Raw genomic sequence first — 17,035 nt, forward strand, 5'->3', positions numbered from 1 at the left:
TCAGCCGGCCGGCCGGACCGGCCGGTCGCCCGCCCCGAAACAGACGAACCCCAGCAGGCCGGTCTTGGCCGACGCGCAGGCCAGGGCCGCGTCCGGCGCCTGCCCATCGGCCAGCAGCTCGTGGAAGGCGCCCATCATGGCCATCGCGGCCTCGTCCCCGATGGGCACCATCCCCGCCACCACGCACGAGCTCCCGCGCGCCAGGAACGTGCCCGGCAGCCCCAGCGGCGCCCCCTCCGCCGGCGTGCGGGCCATGCCCGAGTTGCACGCCGACAACACGACCAGCTCCGGCGCGCGGTGCAGGCCCAGCAGGTCGTAGGCCATGAGCTGCCCGTCGCCGAGGGTGATGCCGGACAGCAGCGGGCTGCGGGCGTGGAAGGCGCCGTGCGCGGCCAGATGGAGGACGTCGGCCTCGCCGAGCGCCGCCAGCACGGCGTCGCGGCGGCCGGGCACCGCCCGCGCGCCCGGATGGCAGGCCAGCACGCGGGCCACCTCCTCCTCCGCGTGGGCCAGCTCGGGCCCGGCCGCCGCCAGCACCACCGGCGCCCCCTCCCGCACGCGGGCCCGCCGCCGCGCGCCCACCCACGCCGCCGCGCTCGCCGCCACGCTCACAGGACGCTCGCGCAGCCCCGGCAGCGCGCCCCAGGGCAGGGTGTGCAACGGCCCCACCGGCACCACCACCAGCGGCCGGTCACCCAGCTCGGCCGCGAGCGGCCCCAGCAGCAGCCGCTCCAGCTCCGCGCCGGCGCCGGTCAGCTCGGTGAGCGCCTGCGCGGGACCGGCCACGTCGAGCCCCGCACCCCACTGACGCAGGGCGTGGCGCAGCCGCATGATCGCCTCGCGCGCCTGCCGCACGCCGCCCAGCCGCCGCAGGACCAGCCGGTCGGCGGTGATCAGCACCACCAGCAGCGTCTCCTCCTCGGCCACGAACTCCACCAGCGCCGCGCCGTCGAGCGCCGCCCGGACCCGGTCGATCTCCACCAGGCCGCACGCGTGTTCCGGCGCCGCGACCGCACGCCACCGCTCGGCCCACTCGAGCACCTCGCCCGCGCACCCGTCGCGCACCGCCAGGCCCAGCCCGAAGGCGGCCAGCCGCTCACCGGACCGGGCCGCGTGCGCCCGCAGCGCCGGATCCTCGAACGTCTCCACCTGCCCGCTCACCTCGGCCAGCCCGTCGCGGACCGCCCGCAGCGCCCCCGTGACGTCCTCCCGCAGCGCCGCCTCCAGAGCCAGGGCGTGCTGGCGGACGGTCGCCGGGATCTGCGCGAGCTGCGTGGTCTGCGGCTCGGGGGCCAGCGAGGTCAGGCGGGTGCCGGCCGGCATCCAGCGCTCGGCGCGCTCGGCGTGCCGGGTGAGCCTGCGCAGCTGCGCCGAGGCCACCGGATGGTCGTCGACGGCCAGGGCCGCCTCGGCCGCGCTCAGCCGCAGCGCCGCGGCGGCGGCCACGTGCGAGGAGACGTCCTCCAGCTCGTCGGCGCACTTGATCAGATCGGTGACCAGCTCGGACGTGACCGGCCCCATCGCCAGCCTGGCGCGCAGGACGACCTCGCCGGCCAGCGGCAGCCACGACAGCCGCTCCTGCTCGGCCAGCTCGCGCGCCGCCTGCTCGGCCACCTGCCGGGCCCGGTGGGGGTCGCCGGTGAGCAGCTCGACCTGGGCCAGCTTGAGCCGCGCCTCGGCCAGCGCCACCTGCGCGCCGGAGGACTCCAGATCGGGCACGGCCAGGCTCAGCATCGCCCTGGCCTCGCCGGGCAGGTGCGCCGCCAGCAGCGCGCCGGCGAAGTCGGCCCGCATCGTGGCCAGCCGCTCGGGGAAGCCGAACAGGGTGTCCTCGGCCTCCCGGTAGTGCTCGAACGCGCCCGCGATGTCCCCCCGCCGCACGGCCAGGAACGGCAGGTTGGCGGCCGACAGCCGGGCCAGGTGGCGCAGGCCGGCGTACTGGGCGATCTGCAGGCAGGCCGCGATGTCGCGCATGGCGGCGTCCCAGTCGCCGCGGTAGGCGTGGATCAGGCCGCGGTTGAGCAGGCCGCCGGCCAGGAAGCGCCGGTCGTCGACCGTGCCGGGCGCGGCCACCAGGGCCCGCAGCGACCGGTCGCAGGCGGCGATGGCCTCCTGGTGGCGGCCCAGGTGGGCCAGGGCGACCGCGCGCTGCGTGTCGAGCTTGGCGCGGTCGAGGGGCGACAGGTAGGCCCAGGCCAGGGCGGCCACGCGCAGGGCCTGGAGCGGGTGCCCGCGCTCGGTGCGCACGGTGACCAGCGACAGCCGCGCCTGGGCCTGGCGCTCGGCCGGGGCGCCCGGAGTGGCGATGGCCTGCCGCAGGCAGTGTTCGGCGCTGAGGAGGTCGCCCAGCTCGCGGGCGGCCAGAGCCATGGCGCGCAGCGCGATCGCCTCGGCTTCGGGCGCCTCGGCGCGGCGGGCGGCGGCCAGGACGGTGCGGCCGGCGTAAAGGGCCTGCTCGGGATCGACGTGCGCGCGCAGCACGGCGGCCTCGGCCGCCTCGACGAGCGGGCCGTGGTCGGGTGCTGATCCTGGTGGGGGAGAAGTGACGCTCATAGGGGGCTGACCGGCGGGGAGGAGGGGTGGGGGCGTACTGCGTGGGCGGCGGCGTCACGGCCGGATGCGCACCCACCTGGTCTGGACGGGGGCATGACCGGGACGGTGGCACACGATGCTCAGCCATCCGGGCGGCAGCCCGGTGGCGGCGAACCGGCCGTCCTGGGCGACCTGCCGGGTGAGCGTCAGGTGGGGGGTGCGCACGTCGATGGCGGCGCCCTCCCCGGGATCGGGAAAGATCTGCCCGGCGACGTCGATCAGCCCGTCGCCCACGGTCACCTCCAGGTCGAAGGTGAGACCGTCGGTGACGAACCGCACCAGATGCGAGCCGTCGTCGCGGTCGGGCGCGCCGGACCGCGCCGCCCGGCCACCGCCGTGGTCGGCGGGGTTGGCGGTCACCGCCTGGGGGACGCGCAGCCCGTAGATGTCACGCGCGGCGGCCGACACGTGCCCGGGCATCGGATCCATGCCGGCGGCCAGCCGGAGCGCTGCCAGGAAGTACTCGTCGTTGATCATTGCGCTGTCTCCTGTAGTGAGAGCAGAGTGCGCAGTTTCTCCAGGCAGCGGGCCCTGGTCGGCCCCACGCTGCCCACGGGCAACCCGAGCCGCATCGCCATCTGCTGGTTTCCCAGATCGGTCGCGACCAGCTGCAGCAGGGTGCGGCAGGGTTCCTGCAGGGCGGAGACCGACTTCCACAGCAGCCGCCTGCCGTCGGCCTCCAGCACGGCGGACGCCGGATCGGGCTCCTCGACGGCGCCGAAGGTGGGCCTGCCCTCCGGATCGGCGACCAGCAGGCCCGACGGCTCCTTCCGGAGCAGGAGGAGCGCCTCGCGGCGGGTGGTGGTCATCAGCCAGCCGCCCACCCGCGAGGGGTCGCGGATGTCGTGCATGTGCTGGAGCAGCCGCAGCCAGGCGCCCTGGACCGCGTCGGCGGCGTCGGCCTCGCCCAGCCCGCACGAGCGGGCCAGCGCCCACATGCGCGGGCCGAACCGGGACTCCATCTCGTCCCAGGCGGATCGGTCGCCGTCGGCCGCGTCGCGGAGCAGCTCCGCCGGATCGCGCAAGTCGCTCATGCGGCCTCCTTTCGTCCCGCACGGGGAGGTCATCCTGCCTCACCGTGATTGGCCGAGGACTGAGCGTAAACTCTACAGACTCGTGGGTACGAGAACTCCCAGATCGGGAATTTGCCGGGACTGCCGGGGGTCGAGCAGTCGTTCGACGGCTTCCTTGGCCGGTTCGCGCCGGGCGGCGTCGGCCACGGCCCCCGACACCAGCGCGGTGGCGAACGACGTGCCGCTCCAGGCCGCGTAGCCGGCGAACTCGCCGGTGTCCAGGAAACTGCTGGTCAGCCAGTCGCCGCGGGCGCAGGCGTCGACCCAGGTGCCGTACCCGGAGAAGGGCGCGCGGCGCTCCTGGGCGGCGTCGAGGGCCGCCACGCCCACCGCGCACGGCAGGGCGGCGGGCCAGAACGGCCGGTCGGAGGCGGTGTTGCCGGCGCAGGCCACCGTCACCGTGTCCTTCAGCGCGCCGATGGCGTCGGCCAGCAGGGGCGGCGGCCGGTCGTCGAAGGAGTGGCAGCCGAAGGAGAGGTTGAGCACCTGGGGCGGGTCCTCGCGCATGCGGTGGAGGGTGCGCACCACGGTCGCCTCGTCGCCCAGGCCGTCGCCGTCGAGCACCCGGCGGACCCGCAGCCTGGCGCCCGGTGCCCGGCGGGCCAGCAGGCCGGCGACGAACGTGCCGTGCCCGGCCTGCGCCCCCTGGGCCGCGTCGGCGCTCTCCGGGCCCAGCCTGGTGTACCAGTCGCTGCCCGACCACCACGGGTGCTTGGCCACGCCGGTGTCGAGCAGGGCCACGACCACGTCCGAACGTGACCTGGCCGGCCTGAAGGATACGGGCGGCGTGGGGAACGGCCGGGACGCCGGTCCGCCGAAGAACAACGGCTGGCCGGTGAGCACGTGGTTGGGTGAGGCCCGGAAGCCCCGGTCACGAAGCTCGGCGGTGATCTCGCACGGGTCCACCCCGGCCGACAGATGCAGGACGGTGACCCCGTCGGCCTCGGAGACCGCCTGCGTCCAGCGTGCGGCGGCCGACACCGCGCCCCGGTCGACCAGCACCTGACCTGGCCGGATGAACGCCTCGCCGACAGATTGCATGTCCATGAGCCGGTTGTTTCCCCGCCCGCCACAACTGTCACGTGACACGCCCGCACCAACTTGGTATGGCCCCCCTCTGGTGTCCGATGGCGACCGACGGTAGTCTTCCCCTAGTCACTTGTGATCATCCCGGGGCGAGGCCGTTGGGGAAGGCGCACCTCGTACCGAAACGGGAGGTCCGGTGTCTGCTCGTGGCGTGCTTTACGTCCACTCGGCTCAGCCCGCGCTGTGCCCTCACATCGAATGGGCAGTCGCGGGTGTCCTCGGCGTGCCCGTTGATCTGACGTGGACACCGCAACCAGCCGCGCCGAACGTCGTGCGCGCGCAGGCGGAGTGGGAGGGCCGCGCCGGCATCGCGGCGGCCATCGCCTCTTCCCTCATGGGCTGGCAGCGCCTGAGATTCGAGATCACCGAGGATCCCTCGCCCGGCGTCGACGGCTCCAGACACGCCTACACGCCGACGCTCGGCGCCTTCACGGCGGTCATCGGCGCGGCCGGGGACATCATGATCCCCGAAGACCGCCTGCGTGCCGCCATGATGATGGCCGCCCAGGGCCGGTGCGTGCTGGAGGACGAGCTCGACAAGCTGCTCGGCCGGCCGTGGGACGAAGAGCTGGAGCCGTTCAGGTACGCCGGCGACGGCGCTCCCGTCCGCTGGCTGCACGCCGCCGTCTGACCCGTCCCGCCTCCCGCCGAGCGCCTGCCGGGGGCGGCCCGCGGCAAGCACGTCATGCCCTGGAGCCGTCCGGCTTCCCGAACAACGGAAAGGCCCCGCACCGGGTCGCGGTGCGGGGCCTTTCGCGTGGAACCGTCCTCTACAGCGGGATGTTGCCGTGGGCGCCCCTGGCCGGGGTGGCCTGGGCGAGCACCTTGGCGATGGCGCCGCGCGTCTCGGCGGGCTTGATCACCTCGTCGATGACGCCCAGCTCCTGGGCGCGGGCCAGGCCGCCGGCGAGCTGCTCGTGCTCCTCGGCGAGCCGCTGCTCCAGCGCAGGCCGCTCCTCCTCGGACGCGGCGGCGAGCTCGCGCCGCTTGAGCACGCGCACCGCCGCCACCGCCCCCATGACCGCCACCTGGGTGGTCGGCCAGGCGAACACCTTGGTGGCGCCCAGCGCCCGCGAGTTCATCGCGATGTACGCCCCGCCGTACGCCTTGCGCGTGACCACGGTGACCCGGGGCACCGACGCCTCGGCGAAGGCGTGCAGCAGCTTGGCGCCGCGCCGCACCACGCCGTCGTGCTCCTGCCCGACGCCCGGCAGGTAACCCGGTACGTCCACGAGGACAACCAACGGCACTCCGAAGGCGTCACACATACGTACGAAGCGAGCGGCTTTCTCGGCGGACGTGGCGTCGAGGCAGCCGCCCAGCCGCAACGGGTTGTTGGCGACGACGCCGACCGTCCGGCCGCCGAGACGGCCCAGGGACGTGACGACGTTGGGCGCCCATTTGGCGTGCAGTTCGACCCCGGCCTCGTCGAGCAGGCCGTTGACCAGCGGCTTGACGTCGTAGGCCCGGCGCGCGGACTCAGGCAGCAGCGAGGAGAAGTCGACCTCCTCGACCGCGCCGGGCCGCACCCGGCCCTGGTGGCCGAGCAGCGTGGCGAGCCGGCGCGCCTGGAGGTAGGCCTCGGCCTCGGTCCTGGTGACGACGTGCACGACGCCGCTGCGCCTGCTGTGCGGCTCGGGGCCGCCCAGCGCCTCGCTGTCGACGTTCTCGCCGGTGACGCTGCGCACGACGTCGGGGCCGGTCACGAAGATGCGGCCGGTGTCGGCCAGGATCACCAGGTCGGTGAGCGCGGGGCCGTAGGCGGCGCCGCCGGCCGCCGGGCCGACGACCACCGAGATCTGCGGCACGACGCCCGACGCCTTGGTCATGGCCGCGAACACCCGGCCGACGGCGTGCAGCGACTCGACGCCTTCGGCGAGCCGGGCGCCGCCGGAGTGCCAGATGCCGATGACCGGCACCCGCTCGCGGACGGCCACGTCGTAGGCGTGCACGATGTGCTCGCAGCCCTCGCTGCCCATCGCGCCGCCCTGGAAGCGCGCGTCGCTGCAGAAGGCGGCGACGGGCACGCCCTCGATCCTGCCCATGGCGGCCAGGACGCCGCTGTTGTCCTGCGGGGTGATGAGCCGCAGCGAGCCCTCGTCGAGCAGCGCTGCCAGGCGGACGACTGGATCGCGGGGGTCGGCGGGCTCCTGGCCGGAGCCTTCACCCACCACCCGGCTGTCCAGTACGGTCATCAAGCCCCCTTGAAGACGACGGTCACGTTGTGCCCGCCGAACCCGAAGGAGTTGTTGACCGCGGCGATGTCGCCCTGCGGCAGCGAGCGGTTCGCGCCGTGGACGATGTCGACCTCGATGCCGTCGTCGAGGTTGTCGAGGTTGATGGTGGCCGGGACGATCCGCTCCTGCAGCGCCTTGATCGTGAAGACGGACTCGATGCCGCCGGCGCCGCCGAGCAGGTGACCGGTCATGGACTTGGTCGAGGTGACCAGCGGGTGGGTGCCGATGGCCTTGGCCACGGCCTGCACCTCGCCGACGTCGCCCGCCGGGGTGGAGGTGGCGTGCGCGTTGACGTGCTTGACGTCGAGGCCGGTGATCTCGGCGTCGGTCAGCGCCTGCGTCATCGCCATGATGATGCCGCGGCCCTCGGGCTCGGGCTGGGTGATGTGGTGGGCGTCGGCCGAGTAGCCGACGCCGGAGGCGTAGGCGTAGATGCGCGCGCCGCGCGCCTTGGCGTGCTCCTCGGACTCCAGCACCACGATGCCGGCGCCCTCGCCGAGCACGAACCCGTCACGGTCGCGGTCCCACGGCCGGGAGGCGCCCTGCGGGTCGTCGTTGCGGGTGGACATCGCCCGCGCGGCGGCGAAGGCGGCGATGTTGAGGCCGTGGATGGCGGCCTCGGTGCCGCCGGCGACCACCACGTCGGCGCGGCCGAGCCGGATCATGTCCATGGCGTAGCCGATCGCCTCGGCGCCGGAGGCGCAGGCGGAGACGGTGGCGTGCACGCCCGCCTGGGCGCCCAGGTCGATGCCGATCCAGGCGGCCGGGCCGTTGGGCATGAGCATCGGCACGGTGAAGGGCGACAGCCGGTTCCAGCCGCGCTCCTTCCATGTGTCGTAGGCGGTCAGGGTGGTGCTGATGCCGCCGATGCCGCTGGAGACCACGACGCCCAGCCGCTCGGGGGCCACCTCGGGGGCGCCGGCGTCCTGCCAGGCCTCCCTGGCGGCGACCAGGGCGAACTGCTCGCTGCGGTCGAGACGGCGGGACTCGGGGCGGGGCAGCACCTCGGTGGGGTCGACCGCCGCCGTCCCCGCGAACCGCACGGGGACGGAGTCGATCCACTCCGTGGTGAGGGTCTCCACACCCGACTGACCGGCGAGGAGCGCCGTCCAGGTCGAGGTGACGTCTCCACCGACGGGCGTCGTCGCGCCGAGCCCGGTGACGACGACACGTACCCGGTTCGCACTCACGTTTTCGCGCTCCTTACTGGTCAGAACTGCTGGGTGTCAGGCCTGGATGAAGTTGAGGACGTCCTTGACCGTCTTCAGGTTCTTCAGCTGGTCGTCGGGGATCTCGACGCCGAACTCGTCCTGAGCGGCCACGGCGATCTCGACCATGGACAGGGAGTCGATGTCGAGGTCGTCGACGAAGCTCTTCTCGGGGGTCACCTCGCCGGCCGGAATGCCGGTGATCTCGTTGATGATCTTGCCGAGGCCCGCGAGGATCTCCTGCTCGGTGGCAGCCATGTCGCTACTTCTCCTTCATTTTCTGGTTTCTGTACGGCTTCCGCCGTACGAGCTGAGGTACGGCGGGAGCCGTACCGGATCCTACGGAATCTCGATCACTTGGCCCGCATAGGTCAGACCGGCGCCGAAGCCGAGGATGAGCGCGAGGTCGCCTGAGCGGACCTCGCCGCGCTCCAGCATGCGCGAGAGCGCGAGCGGGATGGAGGCCGCCGACGTGTTGCCCGCGGTGACGATGTCACGGCCGATGACGGCCTTGTCGGCACCGAGCTTGCGTGCGATGGCCTCGATGATGCGCAGGTTGGCCTGGTGGGGGACGAACGCCGCCAGCTCCGAGGGGTCGACCCCGGCGCGGGCGCACGCCTCCAGGGCCACCGGGTGCAGCGCGGTGGCCCAGCGGAAGACCGTCTGGCCCTCCTGGGCGAGGAACTTCGTCCGGTCGGCGATGGAGATGGCCTCGGACTTGTCGCCGGCGCTGCCCCAGACGACCGGGCCGATGCCGGGCGTGTCGGTCGGGCCGACCACCGCGGCGCCGGCGCCGTCGGCGAAGATCACGGCCGTGGACCGGTCGGTCCAGTCGACCCACTGCGACAGCTTCTCCGAGCCGACGACCAGCACGTTCCTGGCCGCGCCGCCGCGGACGGCGGCGCTGGCGGTGGCCAGCGCGTAGCAGAAGCCGGCGCAGGCGGCGTTGACGTCGAAGGCGCCCGGGGACTTGATGCCCAGCCGGTGGGCCACGACCGCCGCGGCGTTGGGGATCTGGGTCTCCAGCGTGCAGGTGGCCACGATCACCAGGTCGACCTCGTCGGGGGTCAGGCCGCTGGCGGCCAGCGCCTTGCCGCCGGCCTGGACCGCCATGTCCTCGACGGACTCGGTGGCCGAGGCGACCCGGCGCTCCTTGATCCCGACGCGGGACTGGATCCACTCGTCGTTGGTGTCCATGGTCTTGGCCAGGTCGTCGTTGGTGACGACGTTGTCCGGCTGGTAATGGCCGAGGGCCAGAATCCGGGCGCCGGGGGCGATGTCGGGGATCCTCACTTGATCAGCTCCCTGGCCGCGTCGAGGTCGTCGGGTGTCTTCAGCGCCACGGTCTCGACGCCGCGCAGGCCGCGCTTGGCGAGCCCCGTCAGCGTGCCGCCGGGCAGCAGCTCGATCATCTTGGTCACGCCCAGCTCGGCCATCGTCGCCATGCACAGGTCCCAGCGGACGGGGCTGCTGATCTGCGAGATGAGCCGCTGGACGAACTCGGCGCCGCCGGCGGCGGGCCGGCCGTCGGCGTTGGACAGCAGCGTGACCTGCGGGTCGCCGGGCACGACGTTCCAGGCCGCCTCGCGCAGGGCGTCGACGGCGGGGGCCATGTGCTCGGTGTGGAACGCGCCGGCCACCTTGAGCGGGATGAGCCTGGCACGGGCGGGCGCGTCGTCCTTGAAGGCGGCGAGCTGCTCCAGCGTGCCGCCCGCCACGATCTGGCCTGCGCCGTTGATGTTGGCCGGGGTCAGCCCGTGACGCTCGATCGCGGCCAGCACGTCGGCCTCCACGCCGCCGAGCACGGCGGTCATGCCGGTCCCGGTGACGGCGGCGGCCTTGGCCATGGCCTGGGCGCGCTCGCGGACCAGGCCCAGGGCCTGCTCGGAGGTGAGCACCCCGGCCAGCGCGGCCGCGGCGAACTCGCCCACGCTGTGGCCGGCCAGCACGTCGGGGGAGGCCCCCAGCGCCTCGGCGGCGGCCAGCGCGGCGGCCACCAGCAGCGGCTGGGCCACGGCGGTGTCGCGGATCTCGTCGGCGTCGGCGGTGGTGCCGTAGGCCACCAGGTCGATCCCGGCGACCTCCGACCAGGCGCCGAGTCTGTCGGCCAGACCGGGCAACTCAAGCCAGGGGGTCAGGAAGCCTGGGGTTTGGGCGCCTTGGCCCGGAGCGACGAGTACAAGCACAAAAACCACCATGCCCTGTAGAACTTCGACACGCGGATGGAGATCCGTACGAACTTTGTCCCGGGTGCTTTGTAGGAACCCTACAGTGAAGATTTCGGGAATGTTACGTTAGGGCCCGCCATGCCGCGGCGCCTTCGGAAAGCCGGCCCAGGATGAGACCGACCTGCAGCGTGAAGGCCGACCTGCCCTCGGTGGGCTGGTAGCCCGTGAGCTCGGTGATCTTCTTCAGACGGTAGCGGACCGTGTTCGGGTGCACGAACAGCAGCCGCGCCGTCGCCTCCAGGGAGGTGCCCTGTTCGAGGTAGGTGGCCAGCGTATCGAGCAGGGGTGTGCCGGCCAACGGCAGGTAGACGTTCTCGATGAGCTGCTCCCTGGCGTCGGCGTCGCCGTCGAGGGCGCGTTCGGCCAGCAGGTCCTCGGCGTGCACCGGCCTGGGGGCGTCCGGCCAGCCCGCGGACGCCTTCAGCCCGGCCAGCGCGGCCCGCGCCGACCGCGCGGCGGCGTGCAGGTCGGGAACCTCGGGACCGATGACGATCGGGCCCACGCCGAAGCGCGCCACGACCTGCCGGGCCGCGTCGTGGACGCTGTCGGCGCCGCCCACGATCACGATCAGCCGGTCGGCCTGCACGCCGGCCAGCAGGTCCATGCCGATGCGGCGGCCCTTGTCGCGCAGGCCGTCGATGACCGCGCGCGGGTCGTCGTCGGGGGCGTGCCCGGCGATCACGACGACGGGGGAGGAGGTCCAGCCGAGAGCGGCGGCCCAGGAGTGGAGGCCGTCGTCGACCTCGCCGCGCACCAGCGCGTCGACGATCAGCGCCTCCAGCCTGGCATCCCAGGAGCCGCGGGCCTCCGCCTCGCGGGCGTAGACGTGCGCGGCGGCGAAGGCCACGTCGCGGGTGTAGCGCAGCATGGCCTGCTGGAGCTGGTCCTCGCCGCCCGGCGCGGCCAGCTCGTCGGTCTGGGCCTCGACCACCTCGACCACGATCCGGACGATGTCGACCGTCTGCTGGAGCGAGATCGAGCGCTTGAGCTCGCGCGGGGCCGTGCCGAAGAACTCGATGCTGGGCGTCGGCCGGTTCTCGCCGGCGTGCTGGAACCACTCCACGAACGCGGCGATGCCGGCCTGGGCCACCAGGCCCACCCACGAGCGGTCCTCGGCGCTGAGCGCCCGGAACCAGGGGAGCTGGTCGTCCATGCGGGCCATCGCCGCCGTGCCGAGCGCGCCCATGGCGCGCTCGAGCCTTCGCGTGGTGTCCTCCCGGGTCCGGTCTGTCACGCCTCCTAGAGTGCCAGGTCGCTTCCGATGACCGGAACGGTGGTGTTTCAGATGACCGCAACCGCCGTGATCAGGCCGATCGCCACGTGGGTGACCGCCAGCAGGCGCGCGCCGGGCTGCAGCTCCGGCTCCTTCACCAGCTCGCGTACGGAGATCCCGACGACCTTGTCGAACACCAGCATCGCCACCGTCTGCACCACGATGCCGACCAGCCCGAACACGGCCGTGCCCGCGAGCCCCTCGGCCAGCCGGCCGCCGGAGGACCAGATGGACGCGGCCACGATGAGCCCGATCGCCGCCAGCGCGGACGTGGTGAGCAGCGTCGCGTTCGCGTTGCGCTGGGTGCGGATGATCTCGCTCAGCTTGCCGGGCGTGGCCCAGTCGATCACGTAGAAGCCGACGATCAGCAGGATCACGCCGACGGCCGCGTACGCGGCGATCGCGCCGGCGCCGCGGGCCAGGACTTCGAGAAGGGTCACGTCATTTCCAATCACGGGGGTGCTTCAGTTCGCGATGCGATGAGGGACGAAGGAGGAGGTGTCGTCGGTGATCAGGCCGGTGGTCTCCCTGATGCCGAGCCCGGCGGCCTCGTCGGCGACCACCCAGGCGCCGAGGACCGGCCGCTGGCCCTCGAACGCCGGCAGGGCCTCGAACCCCTGGAAGACGTAGCCTTCCCGGCCGTAACGGCCCGGGGTCTCCTGGGCGCCCTCGGGGGTGACGATGCGCATCGAGGCGCCTTCCCTGCCCAGCAGCGGCTTGGCGATGTAGGAGGTCAGCTCGCGCGGCCCGTCGAGGTAGGCGGGCAGCAGGTTGGGATGGCCGGGGTAGAGCTCCCACAACACGGCGAGCAGCGCCTTGTTCGACAGCAGCGCCTTCCACAGCGGCTCGATCCAGGTGGAGTGGCGCACCGCGTGCCGGCCGAAGTCGTCGGCGAGCATCCACTCCCAGGGGTAGAGCTTGAACGCCGAGCGGATGATCTCCTCGCCGGCGTCCACGAAACGGCGGTTGAGCTCGTCCCAGCCGATGTCCTCCATGGCGACGGCGACCGTCCGCCGGCCCGCCTGCTCGGCGGTCTCCTGCAGGTAGGCGACCGTCATGGCCTCCTCGCCCGTCTCGTCGGCGTTGGTGAAGGCGAAGTGCGTGGGGCCGGGCGGCAGCGGCAGCTCGCGCCAGCGCTCGATGAGCCGCTCGTGCAGGGAGTTCCACTGGTCGTCGCCGGGGTGGACGTCCTGCAGCCAGAACCACTGGATCACCGACGACTCCACCAGCGACGTCGGCGTGTCGGCGTTGTACTCCAGCAGCCGGGCCGGGCCGGTGCCGTCGTAGCGCAGGTCGAAGCGGCCGTACAGGTGGGGGTCGCGGCGCTCCCAGGAGCGGGCCACGGCGTCCCTGGCCCACTCGGGGACGGCGAAGTCGGCGTAGCGGCCGGTGGAGACGACGTGCTCGACGGCCCGCAGGCACATGCCGTGCAGCTCCTCGACCTGCTCCTCCAGCGACTCCACCTCCTCCAGGGACAGGACGTAGTGCACCGACTCGTCCCAGTAGGGCCTGCTCAGGCCCTCGGGGTGGGCCACCCGGTGGTAGGCCAGGCCCTGGCTCTCGATCGTCTTCTCCCAGCCGGGACGGGCGATGCCATGCTCGCGGCGCACGTCAGCTCCCGCCGCCCCAGCTGTTGCCGAAGCCGCCGCGCTGGATCGACTTGCCGCTGCGGCTGGAGATGTTCACGTCGGAGGGCCGGTACGTGGTGCCGCCCTGCATGCGGTTGCCGACCCGGCGGCCGCCGTAGTACCACATGTACGCGCCGCGCGAACCGGCGTAGTAGTGGGACCCGCCGCCGCTGCCGCCGTCGTCGTCGCAGTAGTCGTCGTCGACGACCTCGTACGTGCCGTCCTCCAGCTGCACCACGCAGTCGGCGGTGACGTCGTCGTCGTCCTGGGTCGCCGCGCAGTAGCCCACCAGCATCACCGACAGGACCCCGAGAATGGTCAGTGGGACGGCCTTGGACGACTTGCGTGGGGGTGGGGGAGCCGGCATGCGCGGCGGTTGTGCCATGTGGTTCCTGCTTTCCTGGGCGAATCAGCCTATCGGTGCGCTTCGCCCCTGTTCAATGCCGGTCGTCGTCCGCTCGGGTATGAATGACTCATGGAACCGGTCCAGGCCCTGCGCGAGATCGCCTTCCTGCTCGAACGCGCAGGTGAGCCCACCTATCGGGTCCGCGCGTTCCGTCGCGCGGCCGCGGTCGTGGACGACCTGCCGGAAGGGGAGCTCGCGCGGCTGGCCGGAGCCGGCGGGCTGGGCGACCTCCCCGGCATCGGCAAGGTCACCGCCCTCGTGATCAACGAAGCGCTCGACGGTCAGGTTCCGACGTATTTGCGTAGGTTGCGGGCCACCGAGGGCGTCGAGCTGGACGCCGAGACCGCGGCCCTGCGCGAAGCGCTGAAGGGCGACCTGCACAGCCACTCCGACTGGTCCGACGGCGGCTCGCCGATCGAGGAGATGGCCGAGGCCGCCAGGGGGCTCGGGCACGAGTACTGGGCGCTGACCGACCACTCGCCGCGCCTGACCGTGGCCAAGGGACTGTCGGCCGAGCGGCTGGAGCGGCAGCTCGACGTGGTGGCCGGGCTCAACGAGCGGCTGGCGCCCTTCCGGATCCTGACCGGCATCGAGGTCGACGTCCACCTCGACGGCTCGCTCGACCAGGACCCGGCGCTGCTCGGACGGCTCGACGTGGTCGTGGCCAGCGTCCACTCCAAGCTGCGCATGGACCGTGAGGAGATGACCCGCCGCATGGTCACCGCCGTCGCGAACCCCCTGGTCGACGTCCTCGGCCACTGCACGGGGCGGGTCGTGCGGGCGGGCGGCGAGCGCGGGGTCAAGAGGCCGGAGTCGGAGTTCGACGCCGAGCTGGTCTTCGAGGCGTGCCGGCGGTTCGGGGTCGCCGTGGAGATCAACTCCAGGCCCGACCGGCTCGACCCGCCCAAGCGGCTCATGCGGCTGGCGTACGAAACGGGGTGCGTGTTCTCGATCGACTCCGACGCGCACGCGCCAGGGCAGCTCGACTGGCAGCGCTTCGGCTGCGAGCGGGCGGCCCGGTGCGGGATCGAGGCCGCGCGGATCGTCAACACCTGGTCCCTGGACCGGCTGCTGGAGTGGACGGCGGGGTGAGCCCTGGGTGGCGGTGGAGCCAGGTCGTTGTCGCGGGGGCCGCGCGGGGCCGGTGATTGTCGGTGGCGGCGCGTAGCGTTCCGGCTGTGAACCGTACCGACCGGCTCTATGCGCTCGTCGAGGACCTGCGCGCCATCGCGCCACGCTGCCGCTCCGCCCGTGAGCTCGCCGAGCGGTTCGAGGTCAGCGTGCGCACCATCGAGCGCGACATCACCGCGTTGCAGGGGTCCGGGGTGCCGATCTACGCCGAGCCCGGTCGCAGGGGCGGCTACGCACTCGACAAGAAGATGTCGCTGCCCCCGCTCAACTTCACCCCGGCCGAGGCGGTGGCCATCGCGGTGGCCCTCAGCCAGGCCGGCGACCAGCCGTTCGGCCGCCAGGCCCGCAGCGCGTTACGCAAGGTGGTCTCGGCCATGCCGGGGCCCGAGGGCGATCTGGCCAGGGAGCTGGCGCGGCGGGTGCAACTCGTCAGCGAGCCGCCCGAGCCCGGCTCCCCGAGCCGGCCGCTCGGCGCCGAGGGCATCTCCAGGGCCATCGAGGAGGCGCTGCTGCGGCGGCGCGTGCTCAGGCTCGACTACGCCGACGCCAAGGGCGCGCTCACCTCGCGCGACGTCGAGCCGGGGGTGTTCCTGGGCGGGCGCGGCGGTTTCTGGTACCTCGTGGCGTGGTGCCGGTTGCGGGAGGATGTCCGCGTCTTCCGGCTCGACCGCATCGCCGCGGCCGTCGTCACCGTCGAGCGCTGCCCCGAACGGCCGCTCGAAGGGTTCGCCCCCGACGTCCCGGAGATGGTGGTCCGCGGAACCATGCTCGATTAATCATGCGAAAACACCGACATAGGGTTGTCGCCATAGCGATACATCGTTGTCTTGTTCGAAAGACGAGGAGACGATGATGGACAACACGGTGACCTGGTTCGAGATCGCGACCGACGACCCCGAAGGCGCCGAACGTTTCTACGGCGAGCTGTTCGGCTGGTCGTTCAGCCGCGACGACGACGGCCCGCTCGACTACCGCATGATCGGCTACCCGGGCGGCGAGCGGCCCGGCGGCGGGCTGTTCAACAACAAGGGCGACTTCCCCGCCCACGCGGTGTTCCACGTGCAGGTCGCCGACGTCGAGGCCGCGTGCGCCAAGAGCGAGGCGCTCGGCGGCAAGGTCGAGATGAAGGTGATCGACGACGGCGCCGGCACCGACTTCGCCTATCTGCGAGACGTGTCGGGGAGCCTGTTCGGAGTCTTCCACCGCAGGTGAGCCCTTCGGCGGCGGACGCCGCCGGAGCTCGCGGGACCTCGCCGCGATCGCGCCTCCGGGGAAGCACCTTCCCCGCCGAACCGGGGCCGCGCGACGCGGGCCGTCCCGCCTGGAAGCGGTTCACCCGCCCTGGACACGCCGCCGATCGCCGAGCGGCGGCGCGTCCAGGGCCCCTTCCCCCGGCAGGGGGTTCGCGTCAGAAGCGTCAGAAGGCGGCGGCCGCCAGCCAGCGGGTCAGCAGGTCGTGGTCGCCGAAGACGGCCGGCGACCGCGGGGGCCGCCGACCGTAGAGCACCAGGAGCAGCTCGCTCGCCGGGCCGCGTACGGCGGCGTCGCCCTTGGTGTGGCCGCGTTCGCAGCTGACCGCCCCGTCGGCGCCCTGCGTGATGGTCCACTCGCCGTCGAGGTCGCTCGCGTGGAGGTGGATCGTGGCCCCTTCCGCGTCGAGCCCGGCCAGCGACCCGGTCACCCAGGTCGCGTACGGCAGGTTGTGCAGGAACTCCTCGACGCCGTCCACGGCGGTCGCCGCCGGGATCTCCGGGTCGAGGCCGAGTGCGAGTTCGGCGTCGGCCCGATGGATCACCAGCTCGAAGAGCATCCTGGGCGCCCACCATCCGGCCCGCCGGTCCGGGCCCCACGTCCACACCGCGAGGTCCGGGTCGGTGGTGCGCAGCACGTCCAGGAGGGCGGCGGCGCCCTCCATGAGCCAGGCGGCGTCGCCGTGCGCGCCCTCGGCCAGGCCGCTGGGCACCTCGCGCGACCAGACGCGCTCCTGGACCCGGTTGCGCAGCACGTACGTCGCCCAGCGATGGGTCCGGCCGACATGCGTGACGAGATCGCCGATCGTCCATCCCGGGCACGTCGGCACCGGGACGGACAGATCGCTCGCCAGCGCCGCCAGCCGCGCGGCTTCGCCCTCGATCCGGGCGATGAAGGTGTCGTTGTCGGTCACCCGTCACAC

Annotated in this window: 18 protein-coding genes; 4 read left to right on the plus strand and 14 right to left on the minus strand. The window is 73.0% G+C overall.

From position 1 onward, the window contains the following. From ACIBK9_RS36635 to ACIBK9_RS36650, 4 genes are all read right to left on the minus strand, one after another. Window positions 1-2,553, minus strand: coding sequence for a CHAT domain-containing protein (locus tag ACIBK9_RS36635; RefSeq protein ID WP_397163285.1), 2,553 nt, complete (start codon window positions 2,551-2,553; stop codon window positions 1-3). 54 nt (window positions 2,554-2,607) lie between these two features. Next, on the minus strand, window positions 2,608-3,069 hold the full coding sequence (locus ACIBK9_RS36640) for a hypothetical protein (RefSeq protein ID WP_352323638.1): 462 nt from the start codon (window positions 3,067-3,069) through the stop codon (window positions 2,608-2,610). Next, entirely contained in the window at window positions 3,066-3,626 is a 561-nt protein-coding gene (locus tag ACIBK9_RS36645) for a sigma-70 family RNA polymerase sigma factor (RefSeq protein ID WP_352357697.1), read from the minus strand. The genes ACIBK9_RS36640 and ACIBK9_RS36645 overlap by 4 nt, the downstream gene beginning before the upstream one ends. Window positions 3,627-3,698: 72 nt before the next feature. Continuing rightward, entirely contained in the window at window positions 3,699-4,712 is a 1,014-nt protein-coding gene (locus tag ACIBK9_RS36650) for a S8 family peptidase (RefSeq protein WP_397163288.1), read from the minus strand. A gap of 175 nt (window positions 4,713-4,887) precedes the next feature. Here ACIBK9_RS36650 and ACIBK9_RS36655 point away from each other — a divergent pair, with 175 nt between their 5' ends. Continuing rightward, window positions 4,888-5,382: a DUF3145 domain-containing protein gene (locus ACIBK9_RS36655; RefSeq protein ID WP_352323642.1), complete on the plus strand. Its 495-nt coding sequence runs from the start codon at window positions 4,888-4,890 to the stop codon at window positions 5,380-5,382. A gap of 139 nt (window positions 5,383-5,521) precedes the next feature. On the opposite strand, the gene ACIBK9_RS36660 is transcribed toward ACIBK9_RS36655, so the two are convergent. The 9 genes from ACIBK9_RS36660 to ACIBK9_RS36700 all read right to left on the minus strand — a co-directional run bounded on the left by ACIBK9_RS36660 (window position 5,522) and on the right by ACIBK9_RS36700 (window position 13,710). Beyond that, window positions 5,522-6,946: an acyl-CoA carboxylase subunit beta gene (locus tag ACIBK9_RS36660; protein WP_397163290.1), complete on the minus strand. Its 1,425-nt coding sequence runs from the start codon at window positions 6,944-6,946 to the stop codon at window positions 5,522-5,524. Further along, entirely contained in the window at window positions 6,946-8,178 is a 1,233-nt protein-coding gene (gene fabF, locus ACIBK9_RS36665) for a beta-ketoacyl-ACP synthase II (RefSeq protein WP_358284293.1), read from the minus strand. The genes ACIBK9_RS36660 and fabF overlap by 1 nt, the downstream gene beginning before the upstream one ends. A gap of 36 nt (window positions 8,179-8,214) precedes the next feature. Beyond that, complete coding sequence (locus ACIBK9_RS36670) at window positions 8,215-8,454, minus strand: acyl carrier protein (RefSeq protein ID WP_125639869.1); 240 nt, start codon at window positions 8,452-8,454, stop codon at window positions 8,215-8,217. 81 nt (window positions 8,455-8,535) lie between these two features. Continuing rightward, a complete protein-coding gene (locus ACIBK9_RS36675; RefSeq protein ID WP_352357688.1) occupies window positions 8,536-9,489 on the minus strand; it encodes a beta-ketoacyl-ACP synthase III in 954 nt (317 codons plus the stop codon). Next, a complete protein-coding gene (locus ACIBK9_RS36680) occupies window positions 9,486-10,382 on the minus strand; it encodes an ACP S-malonyltransferase (protein WP_397163292.1) in 897 nt (298 codons plus the stop codon). The genes ACIBK9_RS36675 and ACIBK9_RS36680 overlap by 4 nt, the downstream gene beginning before the upstream one ends. 103 nt (window positions 10,383-10,485) lie before the next feature. Then, complete coding sequence (locus ACIBK9_RS36685; protein ID WP_352358034.1) at window positions 10,486-11,610, minus strand: helix-turn-helix domain-containing protein; 1,125 nt, start codon at window positions 11,608-11,610, stop codon at window positions 10,486-10,488. Window positions 11,611-11,705: 95 nt separating this feature from the next. Further along, window positions 11,706-12,137 (minus strand): DUF350 domain-containing protein, encoded by a 432-nt coding sequence (locus tag ACIBK9_RS36690; RefSeq protein ID WP_352323647.1) that lies wholly within the window; start codon window positions 12,135-12,137, stop codon window positions 11,706-11,708. Window positions 12,138-12,161: 24 nt separating this feature from the next. Beyond that, the gene (locus tag ACIBK9_RS36695; RefSeq protein ID WP_397163293.1) at window positions 12,162-13,307 is read right to left on the minus strand and encodes a glutathionylspermidine synthase family protein; all 1,146 of its coding nucleotides are present in this window, start codon (window positions 13,305-13,307) and stop codon (window positions 12,162-12,164) included. 1 nt (window position 13,308) lies between these two features. After that, a complete protein-coding gene (locus ACIBK9_RS36700) occupies window positions 13,309-13,710 on the minus strand; it encodes a hypothetical protein (protein WP_397163294.1) in 402 nt (133 codons plus the stop codon). A gap of 90 nt (window positions 13,711-13,800) precedes the next feature. Between ACIBK9_RS36700 and ACIBK9_RS36705 the strand changes: the two genes are divergently transcribed. The 3 genes from ACIBK9_RS36705 (at window position 13,801) to ACIBK9_RS36715 (ending at window position 16,074) form a co-directional block, all read left to right on the plus strand. Beyond that, a complete protein-coding gene (locus tag ACIBK9_RS36705; RefSeq protein WP_397163295.1) occupies window positions 13,801-14,823 on the plus strand; it encodes a PHP domain-containing protein in 1,023 nt (340 codons plus the stop codon). 86 nt (window positions 14,824-14,909) lie between these two features. Next, on the plus strand, window positions 14,910-15,638 hold the full coding sequence (locus ACIBK9_RS36710; RefSeq protein ID WP_352357678.1) for a YafY family protein: 729 nt from the start codon (window positions 14,910-14,912) through the stop codon (window positions 15,636-15,638). Window positions 15,639-15,711: 73 nt separating this feature from the next. Beyond that, window positions 15,712-16,074: a VOC family protein gene (locus tag ACIBK9_RS36715; protein ID WP_358284308.1), complete on the plus strand. Its 363-nt coding sequence runs from the start codon at window positions 15,712-15,714 to the stop codon at window positions 16,072-16,074. A gap of 205 nt (window positions 16,075-16,279) precedes the next feature. Here the strand turns inward: ACIBK9_RS36715 and ACIBK9_RS36720 are convergent, their stop codons facing one another. Beyond that, a complete protein-coding gene (locus tag ACIBK9_RS36720) occupies window positions 16,280-17,026 on the minus strand; it encodes a maleylpyruvate isomerase family mycothiol-dependent enzyme (protein ID WP_397163297.1) in 747 nt (248 codons plus the stop codon). Between the last annotated feature and the right edge of the window lie 9 nt (window positions 17,027-17,035).

It is taken from the genome of Nonomuraea sp. NPDC050227 (assembly GCF_044459705.1).
Classification (GTDB): Bacteria; Actinomycetota; Actinomycetes; order Streptosporangiales; family Streptosporangiaceae; genus Nonomuraea.

What these genes read in the sequence shown, in the direction of transcription:
- ACIBK9_RS36635 (WP_397163285.1), bottom strand. Translation starts at nt 2,553, where the DNA reads ATGAGCGTCACTTCTCCCCCACCAGGATCAGCACCCGACCACGGCCCG.
- ACIBK9_RS36640 (WP_352323638.1), bottom strand. Translation starts at nt 3,069, where the DNA reads ATGATCAACGACGAGTACTTCCTGGCAGCGCTCCGGCTGGCCGCCGGC.
- ACIBK9_RS36645 (WP_352357697.1), bottom strand. Translation starts at nt 3,626, where the DNA reads ATGAGCGACTTGCGCGATCCGGCGGAGCTGCTCCGCGACGCGGCCGAC.
- ACIBK9_RS36650 (WP_397163288.1), bottom strand. Translation starts at nt 4,712, where the DNA reads ATGGACATGCAATCTGTCGGCGAGGCGTTCATCCGGCCAGGTCAGGTG.
- ACIBK9_RS36660 (WP_397163290.1), bottom strand. Translation starts at nt 6,946, where the DNA reads ATGACCGTACTGGACAGCCGGGTGGTGGGTGAAGGCTCCGGCCAGGAG.
- ACIBK9_RS36670 (WP_125639869.1), bottom strand. Translation starts at nt 8,454, where the DNA reads ATGGCTGCCACCGAGCAGGAGATCCTCGCGGGCCTCGGCAAGATCATC.
- ACIBK9_RS36685 (WP_352358034.1), bottom strand. Translation starts at nt 11,610, where the DNA reads ATGGGCGCGCTCGGCACGGCGGCGATGGCCCGCATGGACGACCAGCTC.
- ACIBK9_RS36700 (WP_397163294.1), bottom strand. Translation starts at nt 13,710, where the DNA reads ATGGCACAACCGCCGCGCATGCCGGCTCCCCCACCCCCACGCAAGTCG.
- ACIBK9_RS36705 (WP_397163295.1), top strand. Translation starts at nt 13,801, where the DNA reads ATGGAACCGGTCCAGGCCCTGCGCGAGATCGCCTTCCTGCTCGAACGC.
- ACIBK9_RS36715 (WP_358284308.1), top strand. Translation starts at nt 15,712, where the DNA reads ATGATGGACAACACGGTGACCTGGTTCGAGATCGCGACCGACGACCCC.